Below are 20,125 nucleotides of genomic sequence, written 5' to 3'. Positions count from 1 at the left end.
GTCTTGTGGCCCGCCCTCCGGGGGCGGGCGCGGGGTCACCCGTCGATGACCATGACCCCGGAGTTCCAGCAGTTGCCGTTGGCCTGGCCGAGGATCGCGGTGGCGTTGCCGCAGCCGTTGGCGCCGACGCTGCTGTCGATGTGGGCGACGTTGCCGCTGACGACCGAGCCGTTGCCGGACGAGCCGCTGTTCACGTCGGCGAAGGCGGGCGCACCGGCGGCCAGGACGGCGGCGGAGGCGGCGGCGACGGCACCGGTGGCGATGGTCTTCTTCAGCACTGGCTGTCTCCTTTGCGTGCCGGACGGGGGGTCTCCGGCCGGCGAGAGGGTCGGTACTTCGGTCGAGTCCCGCGCAGGCTCGAGCACCATCTACCCACGCCCCCGGCGCCGTTCATACCTGTCGACCTGCATTGATCACGGTGGGCACCCGACCGGGGACACATTGTGAGACGACTTTTCCGGACTTTCCCCGGCGCCGCCCCGGGTTTCTGTGATCCAGGGCACACCGGTTCGGGGCGGTTTCGCGCCCACCTACCGGGGCGTTTCGGCGCGAAGAGTTCCGACCCGGTTCCGGACCGGACGTTTCCGGTGCTTTCCGCCCCCAGTCAGCGGTCCCGAACGCACCGGTACGAACGGAACGGAGGTAAGGCGCTCCGAACCCGTGGCGCGGTCGCCGCGGGGACGCCCCGTCGGGCTGTTCGCGGCCGGGGCGACGCACGGATCACGGTCGGCCGCGGCCCCGGGTCAGGACGGGTCGCTGCGGGTCGCCCACCGCTCGGGGCCGCCCGTGCGGGACCGGGCCTCGTGGCCGCGCCGGGCCAGGGCGTCCACCGTGCGGCGGGCCTCCGCCGCGCCGCGCACCGCCGCCCACGCCCGCACCGGCCCCGGCGGGGTGTCCACGGCGACCGTGGCCCGCCCCCGGCGCCGGGCCAGCGGGCCGACCGCCATCCGCACGCTCTGCATCCGGGCGTGCGGGACGAACTCGGTGACCTTGCACAGCACGCCGCGCCGGGTGACGAACAGGCGGTCGTCGACGCCGAGCGCGGGGCCGCCGGGACGGCCCTCGTGCACCGGGTCGAGCGGCACCCCTGCCGACCGCGCCCCCGGGAACACCTCGTCGATCAGCGCGAACGCCAGGTTCCGCGGCGCCACCGGGAGCAGCGTCGAGGAGTCCATCTGGCGCTCGCCCACGTACCCGGCCACGTTCGCCTCGACGCGGACCACGCCCAGCGACCGCCACAGCACCGGCTCGACCACGCGCACCGCCTGCACCCGGCCGGGCGGCACCGTCTGCATCCGCGCCTGGAACGCCCCGTACCGCAGCCGCAGCCCGTCCGGGGAGAGCGAGGAGTAGAAGTCCGTGTACCGGATGAGCGGGCCCAGGAAGCCCCGCATCAGGCCGAGCATCAGCGGCACCGCCCCGCCCAGCACGCCCGGCTCGGCGAAGGCGAACCCGGCGACCATGAGCACCATGAACGCAAGGAAGGCCAGCAGCACCGGCAGCCGGAAGGCCAGGGCCCCCAGCAGCAGCGGGAACGGGAGCTTGTACAGCGGCCGCTCGGGCGCCTCGGGGGCGCTGCCGGCCAGGCCGGCGGCGTGCGCGAGCAGGGCGGCGCGCAGCCGCTCCGCGCGCGGGCGGGACAGGTAGCGCAGCCGCACCTCGCCGGTGTCGCCCCCGGCCAGCTCCACCCGCAGCTCGGCCAGGCCGAACACCTGGGCCAGGATCGGCCGCACCACGTCCACCGCCTGCAGGCGGCTCAGCGGCACCTCGCGGGACATCCGCCGCAGCAGGCCCTCGTGCACGACCAGGTGGTCGCCGCGCAGCTCGAACCCGCTGTTCCACCAGGACGCCATCGCGTGGGCGGCGGAACCGCAGGCCACGGCCAGGGTCATCAGGGCGACCCAGGCCATGCCGAAGGAGGCCAGCACCGGCCCCAGCACGGCCAGGAAGACCACGGTGGCCACGGCGGTGCGGAAGGCGGCGGTGCCCCAGTGCGGGCGCTGCGGGCCGCGCACGACCTCGTCGCCGGGCCGGGGCGGTGGGCCGGGCGGCGGCGGGGGCGGCCCCGCCGGTCCCCCCGGTCCGCCGGGCGCCCCCGGCGGCAGGAAGCGGACGTTGCCGCCGCCGAACGGCGCCTGGCCGGGGCCGCGGGGCGGTGGGCCCGGTGGGCCCGGCGGGGGCGGTGGGCCCGGCGGGGGCCCCGGTGGCGGAGGCGGCGGTGGGCCGGGCGGCGGTGCGGAGGCGTGCGGCGCCCACAGCGGCGTGGGCGCCGCCACGCCGGCCCCGCGCAGCCGCGCGGGGTCGACCGGCGGCGGTGCCACCTGCTCGACCGCGTTGGTGTCGGTGGGGCCGGTGACCTCGCGCAGCGGCGGCGGCTCCGGTGCCTCCGGGCGCGGCGGGGTCCGGGCGTCCTCTTGGGCTTCGGCGTCGCTCACGCGTCACAGTCCCGTCGAGAAGGTCTCGCTCCGCGCGGCCAGCCGGTCGCGCAGCACCACCGCGTCGTCCAGGGGCAGCCCGGGGATGCGGGTGTCGGCGGTCGTGGCGGCCGTGCGCACGCGCACCGTGGCGATCCCCAGGGCCTGCTCCAGCAGGTCGGCGGTCACGTCCACCACCTGCATCCGCCCGTAGGGGACGACGACGAGCTGGCGGACCGCGGTGCCGTAGGTCAGGTACAGGTCGGTTGGGCCCTCGGCGTAGCCCCACGAGCGGCGGGCCGGCCCGGCGGTGAACCAGGCCGCGGCGAAGGCGGCGGCCACCGCCGCCACGGGCACCGCGGCCGCCTGCGGGCCGAGCCACAGCCAGGCGAGCACCGCGCCGACGACCGCGCACGGCAGGGCGACGGCGGCGGCGACGGCCCGGCGGTAGGCGTCGAGCCGTCCGCCGACGCGGGTCCACTCGGTCCCCTCGGGCGGGGCGAACGCCTCGCGTGTGGGCCCCTCGGCGCCGGGCCCCGGTTCGCGGTGCTCTTCGCGGTGCTCTGAGTCAGACGCGGCGAATTCCACGATTCCAGTCAATCATCCCGGGCCCGCCCCGCGCCGTTCCGCCGTGCGGGGCGGGGCCCGGGGCGGCGGAACGCCCCAGGCCACGGGCCCGGGACCCGTTTCAGCCGCCGACCACGAAATTCCGCTGGGTGCGCTCGTGCAGGGCGATGCCGACCGACACCGACACGTTGAGCGACTCGGTGGAGCTGAACATCGGGATGGTCACCGTCGCCGCGGCGATCTCCCGGAACGGGTCGGAGGGGCCGCCCTTCTCGCTGCCGAACAGCAGCGCCAGCCGGTCCCGCTGGTCGCCCAGGCCGCGCACCGGCAGGTCGCCGTGGGCGTCCATCACCGCGAGCGCCATGTCGGAGCCGCGCACGAAGTCGACCGCCTGCTCGCGCTCGGCCAGCACGACGGGCAGCGAGAAGACGTACCCGCGGCTCGCGCGCAGCAGGCGGCGGTCGGCGATGGTGGCAAGGTCGCTGTCGACCAGGACGATCCCGGCCGCGCCGAGCGCCAGCGAGGTGCGCACGATGGCGCCGATGTTGCCGACGATCTTCACGCCGTCGAGGATCACCACGTCCCCGCCCCGCTCGGCGATGTCGCCGAACCTGGCCGGGCGCGGGACGCGCGCGATGCCGAAGGTCTTGGCCTTGCGCTCGCCCTTGAAGAGCTGGTTGACGACGCCGGACTCCATCAGGCGCACGGCGATGCCCTCGCGCTCGCACAGCTCCAGCAGCTCCGGCGGGAAGGGCGCGGCGTCGCTGCTGTAGATCTCGATGAACTCGACCCCGGCACGGATGCTCTGCATGAGGGGTTCGACGTCTTCGATGAGCGTGGTCTTGATATTCGACCGCGAGCTCTTGGTGACATCGACGATCCGCTGCACGGCGGGGTCGGATCTACTCGTGATCGTTTCCAGGTCGGCCATGGCCCGATCGTACCGCCCTCCGACGCGCGGACCGGCCGGTCGCCCGCCCCCACCTGCGAATTCCCGATCCGTCGGCGACCTCACCCCGGAATTGCCACGGAGCCGCCCGTGCGGAATTCCCGTTCGCCTCCCACCGGAATGGCACCGGAATTGCGATGGCGCCCCGGCGAGTGGTGCGACTTCCGCCGCTCGCGGCCGCCCTGATGGGCGGCCGGAACCGCCCGGGGCCGGCCTCAGGAACGCGACCGGGAACGGCCCTGCGCACGGAACCGGCGCCCGCGGGCGCCGGGCAGCGCCAGGTGGCCCTTGGTCACCATGTGGAAGCGCTCCAGGCCGGGGCACTGGATCTGCACCACGGTGGTGCCGTGCTCCAGGACGGCCAGCTCGCGCGCCAGCACCCGGTGGCCGGCCTCCGCCAGCCGGTCCACCACGGCCGCGCGCTGCGCGGCCACCCCGGTCCCCTCCGGGACCGCGTCCGGCGGGGTGCCGACGGGCGGCGCCTCCGACAGGCGGTCGGCGAAGTCCAGGTGCGCGCAGGCGAGCAGGCGCGGATGCCCCTTCAGGCGGCGACGCACGCCCGCGGCGATGTCGTGGTCGGCCACCAGGCGGTCGAACGTGGGGTGCTCGGCGGGGCGCCCGTCGTCGGCCGGGGGCCGCTCGGCGACGTGGTCCTCGACCACCCGCGCCAGCAGCTCGCCCTGGACGAACTCGGTCAGTGCGCGGTCCACCGCCGTCGCGCCGGACAGGGAGGCGCCCATCCCGTAGTAGCGGGCCGCGCCGCCCGCGAGGCCGGGGGCGTAGGCGAGGGCGACCGGGATCCCGAGGTCGGTGGTGAGGTCGAGGACGACCACGCGGCCGCCGACCACCTCCTCGGCGTGCCGCAGCCGGTCGCGCGCCAGGGCCGGGAGCGCCCCGGGGTCCACGGCTCCGGGCATCGGCCCGCCGTCGTAGACCGAGCGCAGCAGGAAGAGGGAGAAGGCGTCGCGCTCCACCCACTCGTTGAGCGCGTGCAGCGCGGCCTCGTCGAAGGTCGCGCCGATGGCGCACCCGCTGTTGACGCTGTAGCCCATGGCGTGCGCGTAGCGGGCGGTGTCGCCCAGCTCCGCGCGGTAGCGCGCCATGGCCTCGGTCGGGACGGGGTACCAGGGCGCCCACAGGTACAGGGGCACGTCGGCGCCGGGGCCGCCGTCGAGCCCCCGGTAGGGGAGCACGGCGACGCGGGCGCCGTCCTGGGAGGCGAGGTCGCCCACCGCGCGGTCGCGGGCGAACGGACCGTGCGCGAGGTCCGCCGCCGGAACGGTGCCGGGGCCCAGGGCGTCGAGGATGCCGGGGCCGGTCAGGGCGTGTTCGACCGCCTCGTACTCGGCTCCGACGAGGGCGGGGGCCTTCGCCCCCTTGCCGCTGCCCAGGCCGAAGGGGACCTCGGTGCCGTCGGACGCCCACAGCTCGCACTGGGCGGCGGTGGGCAGGTCGGGGTCGCCGCCGGTCAGCACGCGGTGCCGCGCCCGCCAGCCTTGGGCGGCGATGTCGGCCCGGATGCGGCGGCGCGCCTCGTCGAGGCCGAGCTCGCGCTCGGAGGCGCCGGGCCACACGGGCGGCGGACCGGGAGGGGCCGGGGCCGGGGACGCGCCCCCGTCCCCGGCCACCGCGACCCACTCAGACCTCAACGGTCTCCATGTCGGCCGCCTCGTCCAGCTCCTGGACCTGGAGCTCGATGTCCTCGACGTGGTCGACAGAGACCGTGATGTCGTATCCCGCACAGGCCATGGGAACCTCCTCGGTTCGAGGCGATGGGCGTATGGCGTGCGCCACACGCGTGCTTTTGTACCGCATGGGCGCCGATGTGTCACCGGTCCCGATTCGGGAACTTCGCTCCGTAACGGACGTTCGCCCATGGGGCCGCTCCCCGCCCGGCGCCCCGCCTGGCAGACTCTCGCCATGACGACCTCCCCGTCCGACCTGTTCACCCGCATCGAGGCCCTGGTGGGCGACGCGTGGACGCTCGCGGCGCTGGCCGCCGCGATCTCCGCGGAGGCGTCCGGCGGGCGGTTGGGCGAGGAGCACGGAGCGCTGCTGGGCGCCGCCGGGTTCGCCGAGCGGTCCGACCGGGGCTGGCGGCTGCTCCCGGAGCACCGCGAGGCGCTGCGGGCGCGGAACGACGCCGGGGCCGTGCCCGGTCGCCTCGCGCGGATGCTGCGGCTGGCCGCCGACGCCGCCGAGGGGGTGCCCGAGCAGGTCGAGGACGGCGATGAGGTCCTCCTCGCCGAGGGGAGGGCGTCGGGCGGGCGGGTGGTCCGGCTGCTCGACCTGGCGGCCCGGCACGACCCCGGCCTCGGGGCCCTCGCGGAGCACCCGGGGCCGCGGTTCCTGGACGTGGGAGCGGGCGTGGGGGGTGTGGCGGCGGCCCTGGCCGAGCGCTTCCCGCGCGGGCGCGCGGTGGGCCTGGACACCGACCCGAGGATGGTGCGCCTGGCCGAGCGGCACCTCGAGGGGCGCGGGGCGGCCGACCGGGTCGACGTCCGCCTGGGGGACGTGGCCGACCTGGCCGAGGAGAACCGGTACGACCTGGTGTGGCTGCCCCTGTCGGTGCTGTCCCCGGAGGCGGCGGCCGCGGCCTTGCCCCGCGTGGCGAGGGCGTTGCGCCCGGGAGGACGGTTGCTGACGGCGACGGCCCTGCGCGGGGCCCCCGGGAACGTCCGCGACGGAATGATCGCCTGGAGGACGGCCCTGCGCGGCGTCACCCCGTGGCCGCCCGGAGAGGTGGCGACGCGTTTGGAGGAAGCGGGGTTCACCGCAATGGAGATCCCGACGCCCCCGACATCAGTGGCACTGGTCGTAGCCCACCTGAAGGAATGACCGACGACCATCCGCCCGGCGGGCACCGAGGCCCGGGCGACACCGCAGACCACCGGACGCGCGCACGGTCACCCCCCTCTCCCGCTGCCCGCTATGCCCGGTATGCGCCGCCCGGACGGCCCCTCCTCGTTGATCTCGGGGAACTCGGGGTTAAACCGGACACGATAAGCCCGGCTTCCCCGAGATCAACACCGGCGCGCCCCCGCACCGCCGTTCCCTCGTTGATCTCGGGGAAAAGGACGCTAAAACCGGCCCGGTAGCGTCGTTTTTCCCGAGATCAACGAGGAGGGGGCCGGGGAAGCGCTCTGCTATCGCCGTCGGTGCTCATCACGGTGCCCACGCACACGCGCCGCACCCGACAACGCTGGAACTCGGGCCGCCGATCCGCCTCGTCGCCGCTCTCAGCCCCAGATCCCGAAGGCCCGCCGGACGGCGGGCACGCTGGAGCGGGGGAGCCGCTGCTCCCGTCGCGGTCACATGTGTACCGAATGTGTACCGGCCGCCCGGAGAGAACTCGGGCGGCCTTTCGCTGTTGCTGCCTCACCTGGGCATCTGCCGCAAAAAAGAGCCGGCGAGGGGAATCGAACCCCTAACCTATCGCTTACAAGGCGTAAGGCTCTGAACGCTGTGGTCACCAGGGAAAACGCACGTCCGCCACCTGCGGGAAGCGGGTTGGCGACTGCTGTTCAAACTACGCCGTGCCACCTTCGCGAGCAATGCCCTTCGGGGAAACGGCCGCCTCACCGCCTCCGCTCCATCACGGCATCGGTGTACTGCTCCGTCGTCAGGTCGCCTTCCTCGATTCCGAGTTCCATGAGGACGCGCCGAACCGTGCCCAGCCCGGCGTCCAGGTCCTCATCCGACACGATGGTCTCCACCTCGATGAAGGTGCCGTCCAGCTCCGGGACGGTGACCAGCGTGGCGAGGCACTCCCGGCCGTCGGCGGTGAACGCGTGGTTCGCGCAGTGCTTCTCGAAGGCCACGAGGGGCTCGAAGCCGAGCCCGGTGAGCATGGCGTCCAGGGCCTCCGCCGAGTCCGCCCGGGTCTCGTGCTCGGGTTTGGAACCGCTCTCGGTGTCGACGGCGGGTTCCTTGTAGGTGAGCAAGACCGTTTGCTCACCGCCCCGCTCGATGCTCCGCACCCGCAGCTCCCGGCCTTCGGAGGTGAGCCTGCGGTCCGGCCCGTCGTAGTAGGTGTCCCGGTAGACCTCGATGCGTGCGGCGGCCAGAGCCCGGAGGCGTCGCCGGACCCCCTCGACATCGCGGACGCGGGCCTTCAACTCGGCTTCGATCGGCACCCCGGTTCCCCTCCCGGCGCTCGCTCTAGAAGGTGCCCTTCTTCAGGTCGGCGAGGAACGTCGTCCATCCGCCATGGTCGAACCAGAGGTGTCCCAGGGCACGGTTCTCGGTGTCACGGACGAGGACCTCCTGAGGGGTCTCCGCCACCTCGACGCAGGTCCCGCCCTGCTGGTTCGTGTAGCTGGACGTGTGCCAGTCGAGTTCCATCGAACTCTCCTCTGAGTCTCTCCAGGAAGGCTGCCGTCCCTGTCGGTGACAGCGCCGCACTTTGCAGACCACCGAAAATGAGGGAGACGGCTTCGACCGCCTCCGCCTCGACGATCGTGCCGCCGGTCCCGACGCCCTCGACATAGGCCACATCAGGCTTGTCCCGGAAGGACATCAAGGTGAAGGGCCCGGACAGCCCGGGGTGATCATCGAGGGTGGTGTCGGCGGGGACGATCTGGATGCGCACCCGCTTGCTCAGGACAAGCTCGATGAGATGTCCGAGCTGGCCGTACATCACACCGGGGTCATCGCTTCGACGTCTGACGGCTCCCTCATCGAGGATCACCCACATTACCGGCGAATCCGACTCGGTGATCACGCGCTGGCGCTCCATGCGCGCGTTCACGAGCCTCGTGATCTCGTCCTCGGTGGCCAGGGCGTTCCCAGCCCGCAAGGTGGCTCGCGCGTACGGCTCCGTTTGCAGAAGCCCGGGGATGAGCAGGGGCTGATAGTCCCTGATGAGGGTGGCGACCGGCTCGGACTCGACGGCCTCCCCCGCGTACTCGGGGTAGTTCGCCCGGCTCACCTCCGGCCACAGGGCCAGCAAGGACCCGTTCGCCTCCAGGACCTCGTCCAACTTGGCCACGATGCCCTTGCTGGGGGTCCGCAAGGCACGCTCATAGTGCCCGATCGTCGCCCCGCGAAGATTCAGGGCCCTGCCTACAGCCTCCTGGGACAGGTCGGCCAGTGTTCGCATGCGGGCGAGTTCCCGCCCGAACTTGCGCAATGCGGGACTTTCCGTCGACTTCTTCGGTCCCATGGCAACAAGCAAAGCACTCGACAGCAACAACTTGCAACAGACCTAGAAGACCTTAATGCACCTGACCTGGATTCATGGAATTGACCAGCCTGTAGTGACAGCGTCATGACCACACACCACAGGGCCCTCACCCCAGCGGTCCGAGGGCATGGACTCCAGCGCCGGGGAGCTGATGGCATGAAGCGCCGTAGCCCGTCACCGCACTTCAAGGCAGCACGTGTACGTCCCTACATCCGCATGCTCCGCAACATCACGCGACCGGCCGAGGAGCTGTGATGAACAAGGCGAAGCGAGACCTGGTGCTCGAACTCGTTCGAAGCCGCTACGGCGAGCGCTGGCGTATCCGCCGCACGGAGAACCTGTGGATCGCCACGGCCCTGGACCACGGCGCCGATCATGCTCCGACCATCGTGCAACCGATCTTGGACGATTTCGTCCGTGACCTCGAAGACCCTCCGAAGCGGGCCGGTGGACCGTCCATGCTCCAAGCGCCCCTGTTCGCGGAACGATTGCGTAAGTTGGCGGACGGCGTGTACCTGGACGACACCCCGCCCATCTAGCGGGGACGGTGCGCCCGCTCCGGGAAGCATGCTTCCGTATGCGACATCGGGGACTGAACACACCAAAGAAAATTCGGTGGCCTCATGTCCCGTTCCACCGCGCGTGCGCATCCCGTCGTCGCGGCGATCAGCCCGGTAGGCGCCCCCGCTGTCACTGCGGCGGCCACCTTGAGCGGCACCCCCATGCGCACGCGTCCGCCCATGTCCGAGGGTGAGCACCTCCGTCCATGAACCGCCCGACATCTAGGGCGGCCCCCTCAAATTCAGCGGCCATAGGCGCATGACCAGCTGATACACCGAGATCGGTGCCCTAGGAATCCTCGTCGGTTCTGCTTAATGTCGCTTGCACAGAGCCTTCCCAGGCCCACCATGCCGCTGACCATGCCCCTCTTCAGGTCCCCTCATCGGGAGGCCCTTTGGACGACTCTTCGCAAGACCCCCGCCGTTCCCTCCAAGGGCGCATCGGCGCCCTCGAATCCTGGGCCCGGACCGCCGACCGCGCCGCACGCACCCGTCGTGCCCGCGCCGCGTCCCCGGGGTCGGTCGACTACTGGATCGCCCGCGTGGACCCGGCGATCACCGGTGAGGAGCAGCGCCGCAAGGCCGGAGAGGCCGCGCACCGGGCGTATATGCTCCGTCTGGCCCGCGCCTCCGCCGACACACGGTCCCGCCGCCGACGCGCACCGTCTTCCAATGACGACGCGGAATGATGGGGCGGCCCCGGCTCTGGAGCCGGGGCCGCTCCATCCCGTGATCAGGCGTCGCCCATGATGCGGTCGTACCCGCGCCGCGCCCGGGCGGAGGCGGCTGAGCGACCGTAGCGGCGGAGCATCTGCGGCGACGTCCACCCGTTCAGCTCCATCAGGTCGCCTTCCGCCCCTCCCCTGTCAAGCCATGTATGGCTGAAGTGGTGCCGGAACCGGTGCGGGTGCACGCCGGACACGTGCGCCTCCGCTGCCCGGCGCTCTACGGCCTGATAGATGCCGGATGCGGTCAAGGCTCCTTTGGGGCCGATCCACAGCGGGGGAAGCGAACCGTGGCGGTGCTTCGCACGGGAGCGCATGTACCTGTCCAGCGCCCGCGCCGCCTCGTAGGTGTACTTCACGGTGCGCTCGCGTCCGCCCTTGCCCGTCACCGTCGCCTCCCGATCCAGGAAGTCCACGTCATCGACGGTGAGCGCGCTCAGCTCCATCAGGCGCACGCCCGTGTCCCGCAGCACGAACATGATGGCCGCGTCACGCCGAGACCACAGGTCGCCCCCGCGCACGGCCGCGAACAGTCGCCCGATCTCGTCTTCGCTGAATACCGGGACGGGCTTCTCCGTGACGCGCGGCGGCTTCATCGCTGCGAGCGGATTGCGTACGCCTTCCTCGTCCTCCAACCAGATGAAGAACTGGCGCAGGCAGCGGAACTGGTTGTTGACGTAGGCGTCCCCATGGCCGCGATCCCGCAGGCGGGTGATCCAGCTCTGAACGTGCTCACGCTCGATGTCCGCCCAGTCGGTGACCGCAGGGAAGGTGAACGCTTGCTCTCCCGATCCATGGGTGCGGTCGATCTCGTTGGGGTGCCCACCGGTGGTCAGGTGCTCTCCGGCCAGCCACGCCACCGCTTCGCGGTACATCGTGACCGTGCGGCCCGCAAGGCCGCGAGCACGGAGTTCCAGGGTGAACGAGTCGATGAAGGGTGTCAGCGGGCCCGCGTCGAGACGACGCGGGCCCCTGCGGACTCTCTGAGACGGCATAGGCGATACCTCTGGCAGCACTCCAGTCAACGGATTCCGTCTGTCACCAGAGCGTCTTCCCAGGTCAACCATGCCAAGAGCCGGCGAGGGGAATCGAACCCCTAACCTATCGCTTACAAGGCGATTGCTCTGCCGATTGAGCTACGCCGGCCGGTGTGCGGCGGACGTGCCGCCGACACCCAGTCGAATGGTACCGGTTCGCGCCTACTGCCCGGGCGTCCTGCGGCGGGCCACCTCGTACAGCGCCACCCCGGCGGCCACGGACGCGTTCAGCGACTCCGCACCCGTGATCGGGATGCCCGCGACCGTGTCACAGGCCTCGCGCACCAGGCGGGACAGGCCCTTGCCCTCGGAGCCGACCACGACCACCAGCGGGTCCTCCGCCAGGGTGATCGCGTCCAGGCGGGTGTCGCCGCCGGCGTCCAGGCCCACGACGAACAGGCCCTCGCGCTTGTACCCCTCCAGCGCCCGGGTCAGGTTCACCGCCTGGGCCACCGGCAGCTTCGCCAGCGTTCCCGCCGACGTCTTCCACGCCGCCATCGTCACGCCCGCCGCCCTGCGCTCCTGCACGAGCAGCCCGTGCGCGCCGAACGCCGCCGCCGAGCGGGCGATCGCCCCCAGGTTGTGCGGGTCGGTCACCCCGTCCAGCGCCACGATCAGCGGCGCCTGACCCGCCGCCCGGGCGGCCTCCGACAGGTCCTCGGGCGCGGAGTACCGGTACGGGCGCACCTGCAGCGCGATCCCCTGGTGCGCGGCGCCGGGCAGGCCGTTGCTGTCGCAGCGCCGGTCCAGCTCGCCCCGGGTGACCTCGCTGATCTCCAGGCCGCGGTCCCCCGCCAGCCGGGACGCCTCGTTCACCCGGGCGTCCGGATCCAGGCTGTTGGCGATGAACAGGCGCACCGCGGGCATCCCCGCCCGCAGCGCCTCCACCACCGGGTTGCGGCCGATCAGCAGCTCGCCGCCGGGCGCCTGGCGCGGCGCTTCGCCCGCCTCCGGCCGCCCGCCCTGGGCCGCGTGCGCCCCGCCGGAGGGCGCGCCCTTGGCGCCGCGGGGCTTCTTCCCCGGGTACCAGTGCCGCTCCTCCTTGGGCAGGGTCGTCTTCTTGCCCTCCAGCGAGCGCCGGTTCTTGCCGCCGCTGCCCTTGGTCGGGCCCTTCTTGTTCTTCTTCGCCGGCATGGTGGACCGTCTCCCCTGCTCGATTCCGGGTGTGCTCGCGCGCGGCCGCTCCGGGGCGCGGACCCCTGCCGACCTGTCCGACCTGTGATGATAGGCGCTCCGGGCGGGTGCCCCGCCCGCCCGCGGTCAGCCGCGGCGCAGCTCCCAGCGCGGCCCCTGCGGGGTGTCCTCCACCGCGACGCCCGCCTCGGCGAGCCGGTCCCGGATGGCGTCGGCCGCCGCGTAGTCCTTGCGCTGCCGCGCCGCCTGCCGCTGCTCCAGCGCCACCGACACCAGGGCGTCCACGACCTCGCGCAGCCCCTGGCCCTCGCCGGAGGCCCACTGCTCCGAGGCCGGGTCCAGGCCCAGCACCCCGAGCATCGCGCGCAGCTCGGCGGCCAGCTCGGCGGCGCGCTCCTTGCGCCCGTCGCCCAGGGCGCTGTTGCCCTCCCGCACGTGCCCGTGCACGACCGCGAGCGCCTGGGCGGTGCCCAGGTCGTCGTCGAGCGCCGAGGCGAAGGCGTCGGGCACCCGCGCGGCGGGCTCCACCGGGCCGACCAGCTCCCCGGCGCGGGTGAGGAACCCCTCCACCCTCTGGTAGGCGGCGGCCGCCTCGCCCAGGGCCTCCTCGGAGTAGTCCAGCACCGAGCGGTAGTGCGCCTGCGCCAGGTAGTAGCGCAGCTCCACCGGGCGGACGCGGCGCACCATCTCGCTGATCAGCAGCGAGTTCCCCAGCGACTTGGCCATCTTCTCGCCGCCGATGGTGAGCAGCCCGTTGTGCATCCAGTAGCGGGCGAAGCCGTCGCCCGCCGCCCGGGACTGGGCCAGCTCGTTCTCGTGGTGCGGGAAGACCAGGTCCAGTCCGCCGCCGTGGACGTCGAACTCGGCCCCCAGGTACTTGGTGGACATCGCCGAGCACTCCAGGTGCCACCCGGGGCGCCCGCTCCCCCACGGGGTCTCCCAGCTCGGCTCGCCCGGCTTGGCGCCCTTCCACAGGGCGAAGTCGCGCGGGTCGCGCTTGGCCGACTCCGAGTCGGTGTCCCCGGCGCCGAGCATGTGGTCGACGCGCTGCCCCGACAGGGCCCCGTACTCGGGGTAGGACATCACGTCGAAGTAGACGTCGCCGGAGCCGTCCTCGGCCGCGTAGGCGTGGCCGCGGTCGATCAGGCGCCGCATCAGCGTGATCATCTCCGGCACGTGGCCGGTCGCGCGCGGCTCGACCGTTGGGGGCAGGCAGCCCAGCGCGTCGTAGGCGGCGGTGAAGGCCCGCTGGTTGCGGTCGCTGACGGCCCACCACTGGACGCCCTGGTCGGCGGCGACGCGCAGGATCTTGTCGTCGATGTCGGTGACGTTGCGGCACAGCGTGACGCTGTACCCGCGGTAGGCCATCCACCGGCGGAGGACGTCGAAGTTGACCCCCGAGCGGATGTGCCCGATGTGCGGAGGCGCCTGCACCGTGGCACCGCACAGGTACAGCGAGGCACACCCCTCGTGCAGGGGGGTGAATTCGCGGACCTGCCGGGCTCGGGTGTCATAGAAGCGCAGACTCACGGTCCCAAGGGTAGCCGCTCCGCGCCTTCGCGCGGGGCCCCTGGCAGCATCCTGCCCCGCCCCGCGAGGATCACCCGATTCCCGACGCGCCGGGCCTTCCGGCCACTTTCGGGCGGATCCTCGTGTTCGCCGCCGCCGCTGGGCTAGTCTCTGCCCACGATGGCCGTGAAACCCTCCTCTTCCCCTGCCTCTCCGGCGCGGAGGCGCCCCGGGACCCGTCCCGCCCCCACCGGCGGGCCGCAGGGCCCGCGCGGCCCGCGCACCGCCGCCGTGCTGCTGACCGCCGCAGGCGTCCTGCTGATCGCCGCCTGCGCCGTCGTGCTCTCCTACAGCGGCATCTACCAGCTCGCCCTGCAGGGCAACGTGCCCGCGGACCGCGCGCACCTGTACCCCGGCGTCTTCACCCTGCTCCTCCTGCTGGCCTTCTGGGCCAGCTTCCTGCTGCGGGCCGCGCCGCGCCCCCAGCGGCTCCAGGTCGACGGCCTGATCCTGCTGCTCATCCTGGCCGCGGCCGGGGCGAGCGCGCTGTCGGCGAGCGAGCAGCGGCCCTCGGACGCGCTGGCGGTGGTGCTGGCCGCCGCGGCGCCGTGGCTGGCCCTGCTGGTGGCGTTCCTCCTGTTCATCCGGGTCTGGCGATACCTGAACGGCGAGCTGCCCGACCGCCGGGCCCGGCGCCGCCCGCACCCGGCCGCCGCCGGGGATCCGGCCGGATCCCGCGATGAGGACGTTGAGGACGAGGACGACGGGCGGGACGACGACGATCGGGACCCGGAAGATGAGGGTCCGGAGGAGGCGGAGGCCGCTGCGGCCGGGCCCGCCGACGCGACGGCGGACGGGGCCGCTGAGGAGCCCGAGGAGGAGAGGGCCCCGGAGCCCACCCTGCTGTGGCCGCGCGCGGGCGCGCGCCGGACCGCCTCGGCCGAGTCCACCGCCCTGTCGGCGAACGACGAGGACACCGACCCCGTCTCCGCGGTGCGCGTCCTCCACGCGTCCGGCCCGTCCGTGCGGGAGCAGGAGGAGGACGAGCGCGGGGAGGAGGCGGACGAGGAGCGGGAGGAGGCGCCGGACTCGCCGGAGGAGCCGGATGAGCCTGCCGCCCTGCGCGAGGTGCCCGCCCCCGACTCCGATGAGGACGACGTCGAGGAGGACGAAGCGGACGAGGACGGGGACGCGGCCGCCGCCCCCGCGTCGTCGGTCATCACCTCGCCGACCGTCCCCCTGCGCCCCCTGCCCGACTACCGGGACGGGGACACGGCCGGGGAGGACCGCCCGGAGCTCCCCCGGCGCGACCCCGAGAGCGGCAACCCGATCAAGCGCGCCGCCGAGGAGGCGCCCTCCCTCGGGGGCGCCGCCGGTTCCGGGGCGCTCCCCTCCGAGGCCTCCGGGGACGACGGCTTCGACGACGGCTTCATGGACACCGTCCCCGCCGACGACCCCACCAGCGACGAGGCCGCCGTGCCCGCCGAGGAGGGGGCCGAGGGGGAGGTCCCCCCGCCGGACGCCGACACCCGCGTGTACGGAACGCCGCCGGGGGCCGAGCCGATGCCCAAGCGCCCGATGGTGCTCAAGCCCCGCCGCACACCGATGGCGGACTTCCCGTCCGAGGAGCCCCCGGCGAGCCGGGTCCGCAGCGGCCCCACGCCGCCGGACGCCCCCGAGGACGCCTGACGACCGACCGAAATGCGGTCGGACCCGCCGCCCGTATACCGCCGCCCGCCGTCACCCACAGGAAACGCCCCTGCTCGACGCGGACCCCCGACACGGACGAGGGGGCGCCCAGGTCCCCCTGGGCGCCCCCTCGTCGCGTATCGCACCGTGCCGCGCCGCCCCGCGGCCCCCCATGGGCCGCCTCACGGGCCGCGCGCCTCCTCAGTCCTCCGGCGGCAGGCACAGGGCCGTGGCCACCGCGGCGATGCCCTCGCCCCGGCCGGTCAGCCCCAGGCCGTCGGTGGTGGTGGCCGACACCGACACCGGGGCCCCGGCGGCCTCGGAGAGCGCCTTCTCCGCCTCGGCACGGCGCGGGGCGAACCGGGGACGGTTCCCGATCACCTGGACCGACACGTTGCCGATCTCGAACCCGGCGGCGCGCACCCGCGCCGCCGCCTCGGCGAGCAGCGCGGTCCCCGAGGCGCCCTTCCAGCGCGCGTCGGCCGTGCCGAACTGCGCCCCCAGGTCGCCCAGGCCGCACGCGGAGAACAGCGCGTCGCAGGCCGCGTGCGCGGCGACGTCGCCGTCGGAATGGCCGCTGACGCCCGTCTCACCGGGCCATTCCAGGCCGGCCAGGAACAGAATTCTTCCGGACATGAAAGGGTGGACGTCGGTTCCGACGCCCACCCTCGGGATTCTCACCATTGACGCGTGTCGTTCCCTGTGACCCGTTTCAGTTCGTGAGGACTTCGTCGAGAAGGGCCTCGGCCTTGTCCTCGTTGGTCTTTTCCGCGAGGGCGAGTTCGCTCACCAGAATCTGCCGCGCCTTGGCGAGCATCCGCTTCTCTCCCGCGGACAGGCCGCGCTCCCTGTCGCGCCGCCACAGGTCCCGGACGACCTCCGCGACCTTGTTCACGTCACCGGAGGCGAGCTTCTCCACGTTCGCCTTGTACCGGCGGGACCAGTTGGTGGGCTCCTCGGTGTGCGGGGCGCGCAGCACCTCGAAGACCCGGTCCAGACCGTCCTGGCCCACCACGTCGCGAACGCCGACCTCTTCGGCGTTCTCGGCGGGCACGCGTACCGTTAGATCACCCTTGTCGACCCGGAGAACGAGGTAGGTCCTTTCCTCGCCCTTAATGGTCCTGGTCTCGATCGCCTCAATACGAGCAGCCCCATGGTGGGGATAGACAACGGTGTCGCCGACCTTGAAAGCCATGTGACAAGTACCCCTTCCGCTACCACAAGGGTACCACGAATCCGTGACTTAACGTACCTATTCCGTTTACGTCAACGCAGGTCAGCGCCGGATTTTAGGTCTTGACAAAGCCCGCGGCCGGTGCTCGCGGCGGCCCCGTGCGCCCCTGCCCGCACGGGTTCCGGCCGGTCGGAGGCCCGGGTCCGGGCGCGCTCGGTCACGCCCCGCGACGGGTTGCGGACCGATCTGGGACCCCCTTGCGGTCCGCCGCCGCACCCCCGCCCCGACGAGAGGGAACGCCCTGCGTACACGTTCAACGCCGGATCACGTCCGATCGACGCCCGATTCGAGAGTGACATACGCCACTTTTTCGCGGAGCCGTGGCGGCCCCGCGCTCTTCCCCCCTCGGACGCGCCCCTGGCCGCGCCCATTGAGCCGCCCGTCGAGCCGCCTCAGGCCTCCGGCTCGAAGTCCTTGGGCTTCTCCCCCGTGACCATGTAGACCAGGTTGTCGGCGACGTGCACCGCGTGGTCGCCGAACCGCTCGTAGAACCGGCCCGCCAGGGTGACGTCCATGGTCGACTCGACCCCGTGCTTCCACTCCGGGGACAGGATCCGGCGCAGCAGCTTGCGGCGCAGCTTGTCCATCCGGTCGTCGTCGCTGTCCAGCTCCAGGGCGGTCTCGGCGTCCCGGTTCTCCACGACCTCGCCCGCCTTGATCACCAGCAGCTCGGCCTGGTGCCCCATCTCCAGCACGATGGAGCGCAGTTCGGAGGGGATGGCCGAGTCGGGGTGGCGGCGCCGGGCGATCTTGGCGATGTGCACCGCGTGGTCGCCCATCCGCTCCAGGTCGCCGGACATGTGCAGCGCGGTGATGATGGTCCGCAGGTCGGTGGCGACCGGCTGCTGCCGTGCCATCAGGTCGAAGACGCTCGCCTCGATCTCCTCGTCGAGGCGGTTGATGTCCTCGTCCCCGGAGATCACCTCCTGGGCCGCGGTCAGGTCGGCGTCCAGCAGGGCGGTGGTCGCACGGGCGATGGCGTGCCGGGCGAGCCGCGTCATCTCGATGAGGCGTCCGCCGAGGGCGTCCAGCTCCTCGTGGTAAGTGTCGCGCATGGTCTCAATCGTCCCAGCCGTTAGTTGAAGCTCACCGTAAGCATCGGTGAACAATGCCGAAACCTCGGTTGTAACACATGGTCAGACGGGTAAAGCGGCGGTCTGTCCGATTACGATCGAAGTGTGCAAGGCGAACTCGTGACCGCGATCGCGGCCCTCGTCGGGCTCGCGGTCGGGCTCGGTGCCGGCCTGGCGATCCCGTTCGGCCGGGGCCGCGCGCCCCTGTCCCCCGATCCCCCGCAGCCCGCCGACCTCCCCCCGGGGATCGCCGAGGTGCTGGCCGCGCTGCCCTCCTCCGCGGTGGTGCTCGACCCCGCCGACCGGGTGCTGCGGGCCAGCTCGGCCGCGCGCGCCTACGGCATCGTCCGCGGCGAGGAACTGGTCATCGGCGACCTGCTGGCGCTGGCCCGCCACGTGCGCCGGGACGGGGTGATCCGGGAGACCGAGATCGAGGTCGCGGTCCGCAAGTTCGGCCCCGACTCCACCTCCTTCGCGGTGCGCGTCGCCCCGCTCGGCGGCACCGGCCTGGTGCTGGTGCTGGCCGAGGACCAGACCGAGCGGCTGCGCGTGGAGGCGGTCCGCCGCGACTTCGTCGCCAACATCAGCCACGAGCTCAAGACGCCGGTGGGGGCGCTGTCCCTGCTGGCCGAGACCATCTCCGACGCCAGCGACGACCCCGAGGCGGTGCGCCGCTTCACCGGGCGCATGCAGCAGGAGGCCGGCCGCCTCACCCACGTCATCCAGGACCTGATCACCCTGTCCCGCATCCAGGGCGCCGAGCCGATGGCCGAGCCCGCCGAGGTGGAGGTCGACGCGGTGATCGAGGAGGCCCTGGACACGGTGCGCACCGCCGCCGACGCCAAGCGGATCGAGCTGGCCTCCGGCGACTCCGGCGGCCTGACCGTCATGGGCGACGAGGGGCTGCTCGCCACCGCCCTGCGCAACCTGGTCTCCAACGCCGTGGCCTACAGCCCCAAGCAGACCCGCATCTCGGTCACCGCCGAGGAGACCGAGAGCGCCGTCGAGATCAGCGTCGCCGACCAGGGCATCGGCATCCCCCCGCAGGACCTGGAGCGCATCTTCGAGCGCTTCTACCGGGTGGACGCGGCCCGCAGCAGGGAGACCGGGGGGACCGGACTGGGACTGGCCATCGTCAAGCACATCATGACCCACCACCGCGGTGAAGTGACCGTGTGGAGCAAGGAGGGTTCGGGATCGACGTTCACCCTTCGTCTTCCCCGGACCGAGGACGCGGACCGGTCCCCGGCGCACGCCGGATGACCGCCGGGCCGCATCGACCCAACGCGATTGGGAGGCAGCGAAAGTGACGCGTGTACTCGTCGTTGAGGACGAGGAATCCTACAGCGATGCCCTGTCGTACATGCTGCGCAAGGAGGGGTTCGAGGTCGCCGTCGCGGAGACCGGGACCGTGGCGCTGGAGCAGTTCGACCGCAGCGGCGCCGACCTCGTGCTGCTCGACCTCATGCTGCCCGGGCTCCCCGGCACCGAGGTGTGCCGGACGCTGCGCCAGAAGTCCAACGTCCCGGTGATCATGCTGACCGCCAAGGACAGCGAGATCGACAAGGTGGTCGGCCTGGAGCTGGGCGCCGACGACTACGTGACCAAGCCCTTCTCCTCCCGGGAGCTGGTGGCCCGGATCCGCGCGGTGCTGCGCCGCCAGGGCGAGGAGGAGCCGGTCGAGCCCGCCGCCCTGGAGGCCGGCCCGGTCCGGATGGACGTGGAGCGGCACGTGGTGACGGTGCGCGGGGAGAACGTGCAGCTGCCGCTCAAGGAGTTCGAGCTCCTGGAGGTGCTGCTGCGCAACGCCGGGCGGGTGCTCACCCGGATGCAGCTCATCGACCGGGTCTGGGGCGCCGACTACGTGGGCGACACCAAGACCCTGGACGTGCACGTCAAGCGGCTGCGCGCCAAGATCGAGACCGACCCGGGCGCCCCCAGCCACATCGTCACCGTGCGCGGGCTGGGCTACAAGTTCGAGCCGGACGCCGACTGACGCCCCCGCCGTGGGGGCCCCCCCCCCCGGGGGCCCCCCCCGCGCCCCCCCCC

The 20,125-nt window shown here is 72.8% G+C and carries 20 protein-coding genes and 1 tRNA gene; 6 read left to right on the top strand and 15 right to left on the bottom strand.

The genetic code is table 11. The features are described from left to right. Nucleotides 1–35: 35 nt before the first annotated feature. The 5 genes from O4J56_RS09190 to O4J56_RS09170 form a co-directional block, all read right to left on the bottom strand. On the bottom strand, nt 36–278 hold the full coding sequence (locus O4J56_RS09190; RefSeq protein ID WP_270685139.1) for a hypothetical protein: 243 nt from the start codon (nt 276–278) through the stop codon (nt 36–38). 465 nt (nt 279–743) lie between these two features. Next, nucleotides 744–2,435, bottom strand: a complete 1,692-nt coding sequence (locus O4J56_RS09185; protein ID WP_270685138.1) for a PH domain-containing protein — start codon at nt 2,433–2,435, stop codon at nt 744–746. Nucleotides 2,436–2,438: 3 nt separating this feature from the next. After that, nucleotides 2,439–3,002 (bottom strand): PH domain-containing protein, encoded by a 564-nt coding sequence (locus O4J56_RS09180; RefSeq protein ID WP_270685137.1) that lies wholly within the window; start codon nt 3,000–3,002, stop codon nt 2,439–2,441. 100 nt (nt 3,003–3,102) lie between these two features. Then, nucleotides 3,103–3,912: an NshR/TsnR family 23S rRNA methyltransferase gene (nshR, locus tag O4J56_RS09175; RefSeq protein WP_270685136.1), complete on the bottom strand. Its 810-nt coding sequence runs from the start codon at nt 3,910–3,912 to the stop codon at nt 3,103–3,105. A gap of 233 nt (nt 3,913–4,145) precedes the next feature. Continuing rightward, a complete protein-coding gene (locus O4J56_RS09170; RefSeq protein WP_270685135.1) occupies nt 4,146–5,579 on the bottom strand; it encodes a YcaO-like family protein in 1,434 nt (477 codons plus the stop codon). A 271-nt stretch (nt 5,580–5,850) separates the two neighbouring features. Between O4J56_RS09170 and O4J56_RS09165 the strand changes: the two genes are divergently transcribed. After that, nucleotides 5,851–6,768 (top strand): SAM-dependent methyltransferase, encoded by a 918-nt coding sequence (locus O4J56_RS09165; RefSeq protein WP_270685134.1) that lies wholly within the window; start codon nt 5,851–5,853, stop codon nt 6,766–6,768. Nucleotides 6,769–7,508: 740 nt separating this feature from the next. Here O4J56_RS09165 and cyaB read toward each other — a convergent pair. Genes cyaB through O4J56_RS09150 form a run of 3 tightly spaced genes read right to left on the bottom strand, consistent with a single transcriptional unit; the run spans nt 7,509 to nt 9,094 of the window. Next, on the bottom strand, nt 7,509–8,066 hold the full coding sequence (gene cyaB, locus O4J56_RS09160; protein WP_270685133.1) for a class IV adenylate cyclase: 558 nt from the start codon (nt 8,064–8,066) through the stop codon (nt 7,509–7,511). 25 nt (nt 8,067–8,091) lie between these two features. Beyond that, nucleotides 8,092–8,214 (bottom strand): DUF397 domain-containing protein, encoded by a 123-nt coding sequence (locus tag O4J56_RS09155; RefSeq protein WP_333563789.1) that lies wholly within the window; start codon nt 8,212–8,214, stop codon nt 8,092–8,094. Continuing rightward, complete coding sequence (locus tag O4J56_RS09150; RefSeq protein WP_333563788.1) at nt 8,180–9,094, bottom strand: helix-turn-helix domain-containing protein; 915 nt, start codon at nt 9,092–9,094, stop codon at nt 8,180–8,182. The genes O4J56_RS09155 and O4J56_RS09150 overlap by 35 nt, the downstream gene beginning before the upstream one ends. A gap of 275 nt (nt 9,095–9,369) precedes the next feature. Here O4J56_RS09150 and O4J56_RS09145 point away from each other — a divergent pair, with 275 nt between their 5' ends. Together O4J56_RS09145 and O4J56_RS09140 are read left to right on the top strand one after the other, a co-directional pair. Next, complete coding sequence (locus O4J56_RS09145) at nt 9,370–9,654, top strand: hypothetical protein (RefSeq protein WP_270685131.1); 285 nt, start codon at nt 9,370–9,372, stop codon at nt 9,652–9,654. A gap of 416 nt (nt 9,655–10,070) precedes the next feature. Beyond that, nucleotides 10,071–10,364 (top strand): hypothetical protein, encoded by a 294-nt coding sequence (locus tag O4J56_RS09140; RefSeq protein WP_270685130.1) that lies wholly within the window; start codon nt 10,071–10,073, stop codon nt 10,362–10,364. A gap of 44 nt (nt 10,365–10,408) precedes the next feature. Here the strand turns inward: O4J56_RS09140 and O4J56_RS09135 are convergent, their stop codons facing one another. From O4J56_RS09135 to cysS, 4 genes are all read right to left on the bottom strand, one after another. Next, the gene (locus O4J56_RS09135; protein WP_270685128.1) at nt 10,409–11,395 is read right to left on the bottom strand and encodes a tyrosine-type recombinase/integrase; all 987 of its coding nucleotides are present in this window, start codon (nt 11,393–11,395) and stop codon (nt 10,409–10,411) included. Nucleotides 11,396–11,473: 78 nt separating this feature from the next. Then, a tRNA-Thr gene (locus tag O4J56_RS09130) sits at nt 11,474–11,546 on the bottom strand. Nucleotides 11,547–11,599: 53 nt separating this feature from the next. Further along, complete coding sequence (gene rlmB / locus O4J56_RS09125; protein WP_270685126.1) at nt 11,600–12,571, bottom strand: 23S rRNA (guanosine(2251)-2'-O)-methyltransferase RlmB; 972 nt, start codon at nt 12,569–12,571, stop codon at nt 11,600–11,602. A gap of 126 nt (nt 12,572–12,697) precedes the next feature. Then, a complete protein-coding gene (gene cysS, locus O4J56_RS09120) occupies nt 12,698–14,101 on the bottom strand; it encodes a cysteine--tRNA ligase (protein WP_270685123.1) in 1,404 nt (467 codons plus the stop codon). Between the two features lie 159 nt (nt 14,102–14,260). On the opposite strand from cysS, the gene O4J56_RS09115 reads away from it, so the two are divergent. Further along, the gene (locus O4J56_RS09115) at nt 14,261–15,769 is read left to right on the top strand and encodes a DUF2637 domain-containing protein (RefSeq protein WP_270685121.1); all 1,509 of its coding nucleotides are present in this window, start codon (nt 14,261–14,263) and stop codon (nt 15,767–15,769) included. A gap of 201 nt (nt 15,770–15,970) precedes the next feature. Here the strand turns inward: O4J56_RS09115 and ispF are convergent, their stop codons facing one another. The 3 genes from ispF to phoU all read right to left on the bottom strand — a co-directional run bounded on the left by ispF (nt 15,971) and on the right by phoU (nt 18,058). After that, the gene (gene ispF / locus O4J56_RS09110) at nt 15,971–16,453 is read right to left on the bottom strand and encodes a 2-C-methyl-D-erythritol 2,4-cyclodiphosphate synthase (RefSeq protein ID WP_270685119.1); all 483 of its coding nucleotides are present in this window, start codon (nt 16,451–16,453) and stop codon (nt 15,971–15,973) included. 28 nt (nt 16,454–16,481) lie between these two features. Beyond that, nucleotides 16,482–16,964: a CarD family transcriptional regulator gene (locus tag O4J56_RS09105; RefSeq protein WP_026123292.1), complete on the bottom strand. Its 483-nt coding sequence runs from the start codon at nt 16,962–16,964 to the stop codon at nt 16,482–16,484. A 431-nt stretch (nt 16,965–17,395) separates the two neighbouring features. Then, nucleotides 17,396–18,058, bottom strand: coding sequence for a phosphate signaling complex protein PhoU (gene phoU / locus O4J56_RS09100; RefSeq protein ID WP_270685117.1), 663 nt, complete (start codon nt 18,056–18,058; stop codon nt 17,396–17,398). 123 nt (nt 18,059–18,181) lie between these two features. Here phoU and O4J56_RS09095 point away from each other — a divergent pair, with 123 nt between their 5' ends. Then, a complete protein-coding gene (locus tag O4J56_RS09095; RefSeq protein ID WP_270685116.1) occupies nt 18,182–19,339 on the top strand; it encodes a sensor histidine kinase in 1,158 nt (385 codons plus the stop codon). Between the two features lie 43 nt (nt 19,340–19,382). Continuing rightward, entirely contained in the window at nt 19,383–20,072 is a 690-nt protein-coding gene (locus tag O4J56_RS09090) for a response regulator transcription factor (protein WP_270685114.1), read from the top strand. The last annotated feature ends 53 nt before the right edge of the window (nt 20,073–20,125 follow it).

It is taken from the genome of Nocardiopsis endophytica (assembly GCF_027706725.1).
GTDB classification, from domain to species: domain Bacteria; phylum Actinomycetota; class Actinomycetes; order Streptosporangiales; family Streptosporangiaceae; genus Nocardiopsis_A; species Nocardiopsis_A endophytica.
This window is presented reverse-complemented; position numbering and strand designations above follow the sequence as displayed.

Bases quoted from the DNA above. Each gene is read 5' to 3' on its own strand.
- nshR (WP_270685136.1), bottom strand. From the start codon at position 3,912: ATGGCCGACCTGGAAACGATCACGAGTAGATCCGACCCCGCCGTGCAG.
- O4J56_RS09165 (WP_270685134.1), top strand. From the start codon at position 5,851: ATGACGACCTCCCCGTCCGACCTGTTCACCCGCATCGAGGCCCTGGTG.
- O4J56_RS09150 (WP_333563788.1), bottom strand. From the start codon at position 9,094: ATGGGACCGAAGAAGTCGACGGAAAGTCCCGCATTGCGCAAGTTCGGG.
- O4J56_RS09145 (WP_270685131.1), top strand. From the start codon at position 9,370: ATGAACAAGGCGAAGCGAGACCTGGTGCTCGAACTCGTTCGAAGCCGC.
- O4J56_RS09135 (WP_270685128.1), bottom strand. From the start codon at position 11,395: ATGCCGTCTCAGAGAGTCCGCAGGGGCCCGCGTCGTCTCGACGCGGGC.
- rlmB (WP_270685126.1), bottom strand. From the start codon at position 12,571: ATGCCGGCGAAGAAGAACAAGAAGGGCCCGACCAAGGGCAGCGGCGGC.
- O4J56_RS09115 (WP_270685121.1), top strand. From the start codon at position 14,261: ATGGCCGTGAAACCCTCCTCTTCCCCTGCCTCTCCGGCGCGGAGGCGC.
- ispF (WP_270685119.1), bottom strand. From the start codon at position 16,453: ATGGTGAGAATCCCGAGGGTGGGCGTCGGAACCGACGTCCACCCTTTC.
- O4J56_RS09105 (WP_026123292.1), bottom strand. From the start codon at position 16,964: ATGGCTTTCAAGGTCGGCGACACCGTTGTCTATCCCCACCATGGGGCT.
- phoU (WP_270685117.1), bottom strand. From the start codon at position 18,058: ATGCGCGACACTTACCACGAGGAGCTGGACGCCCTCGGCGGACGCCTC.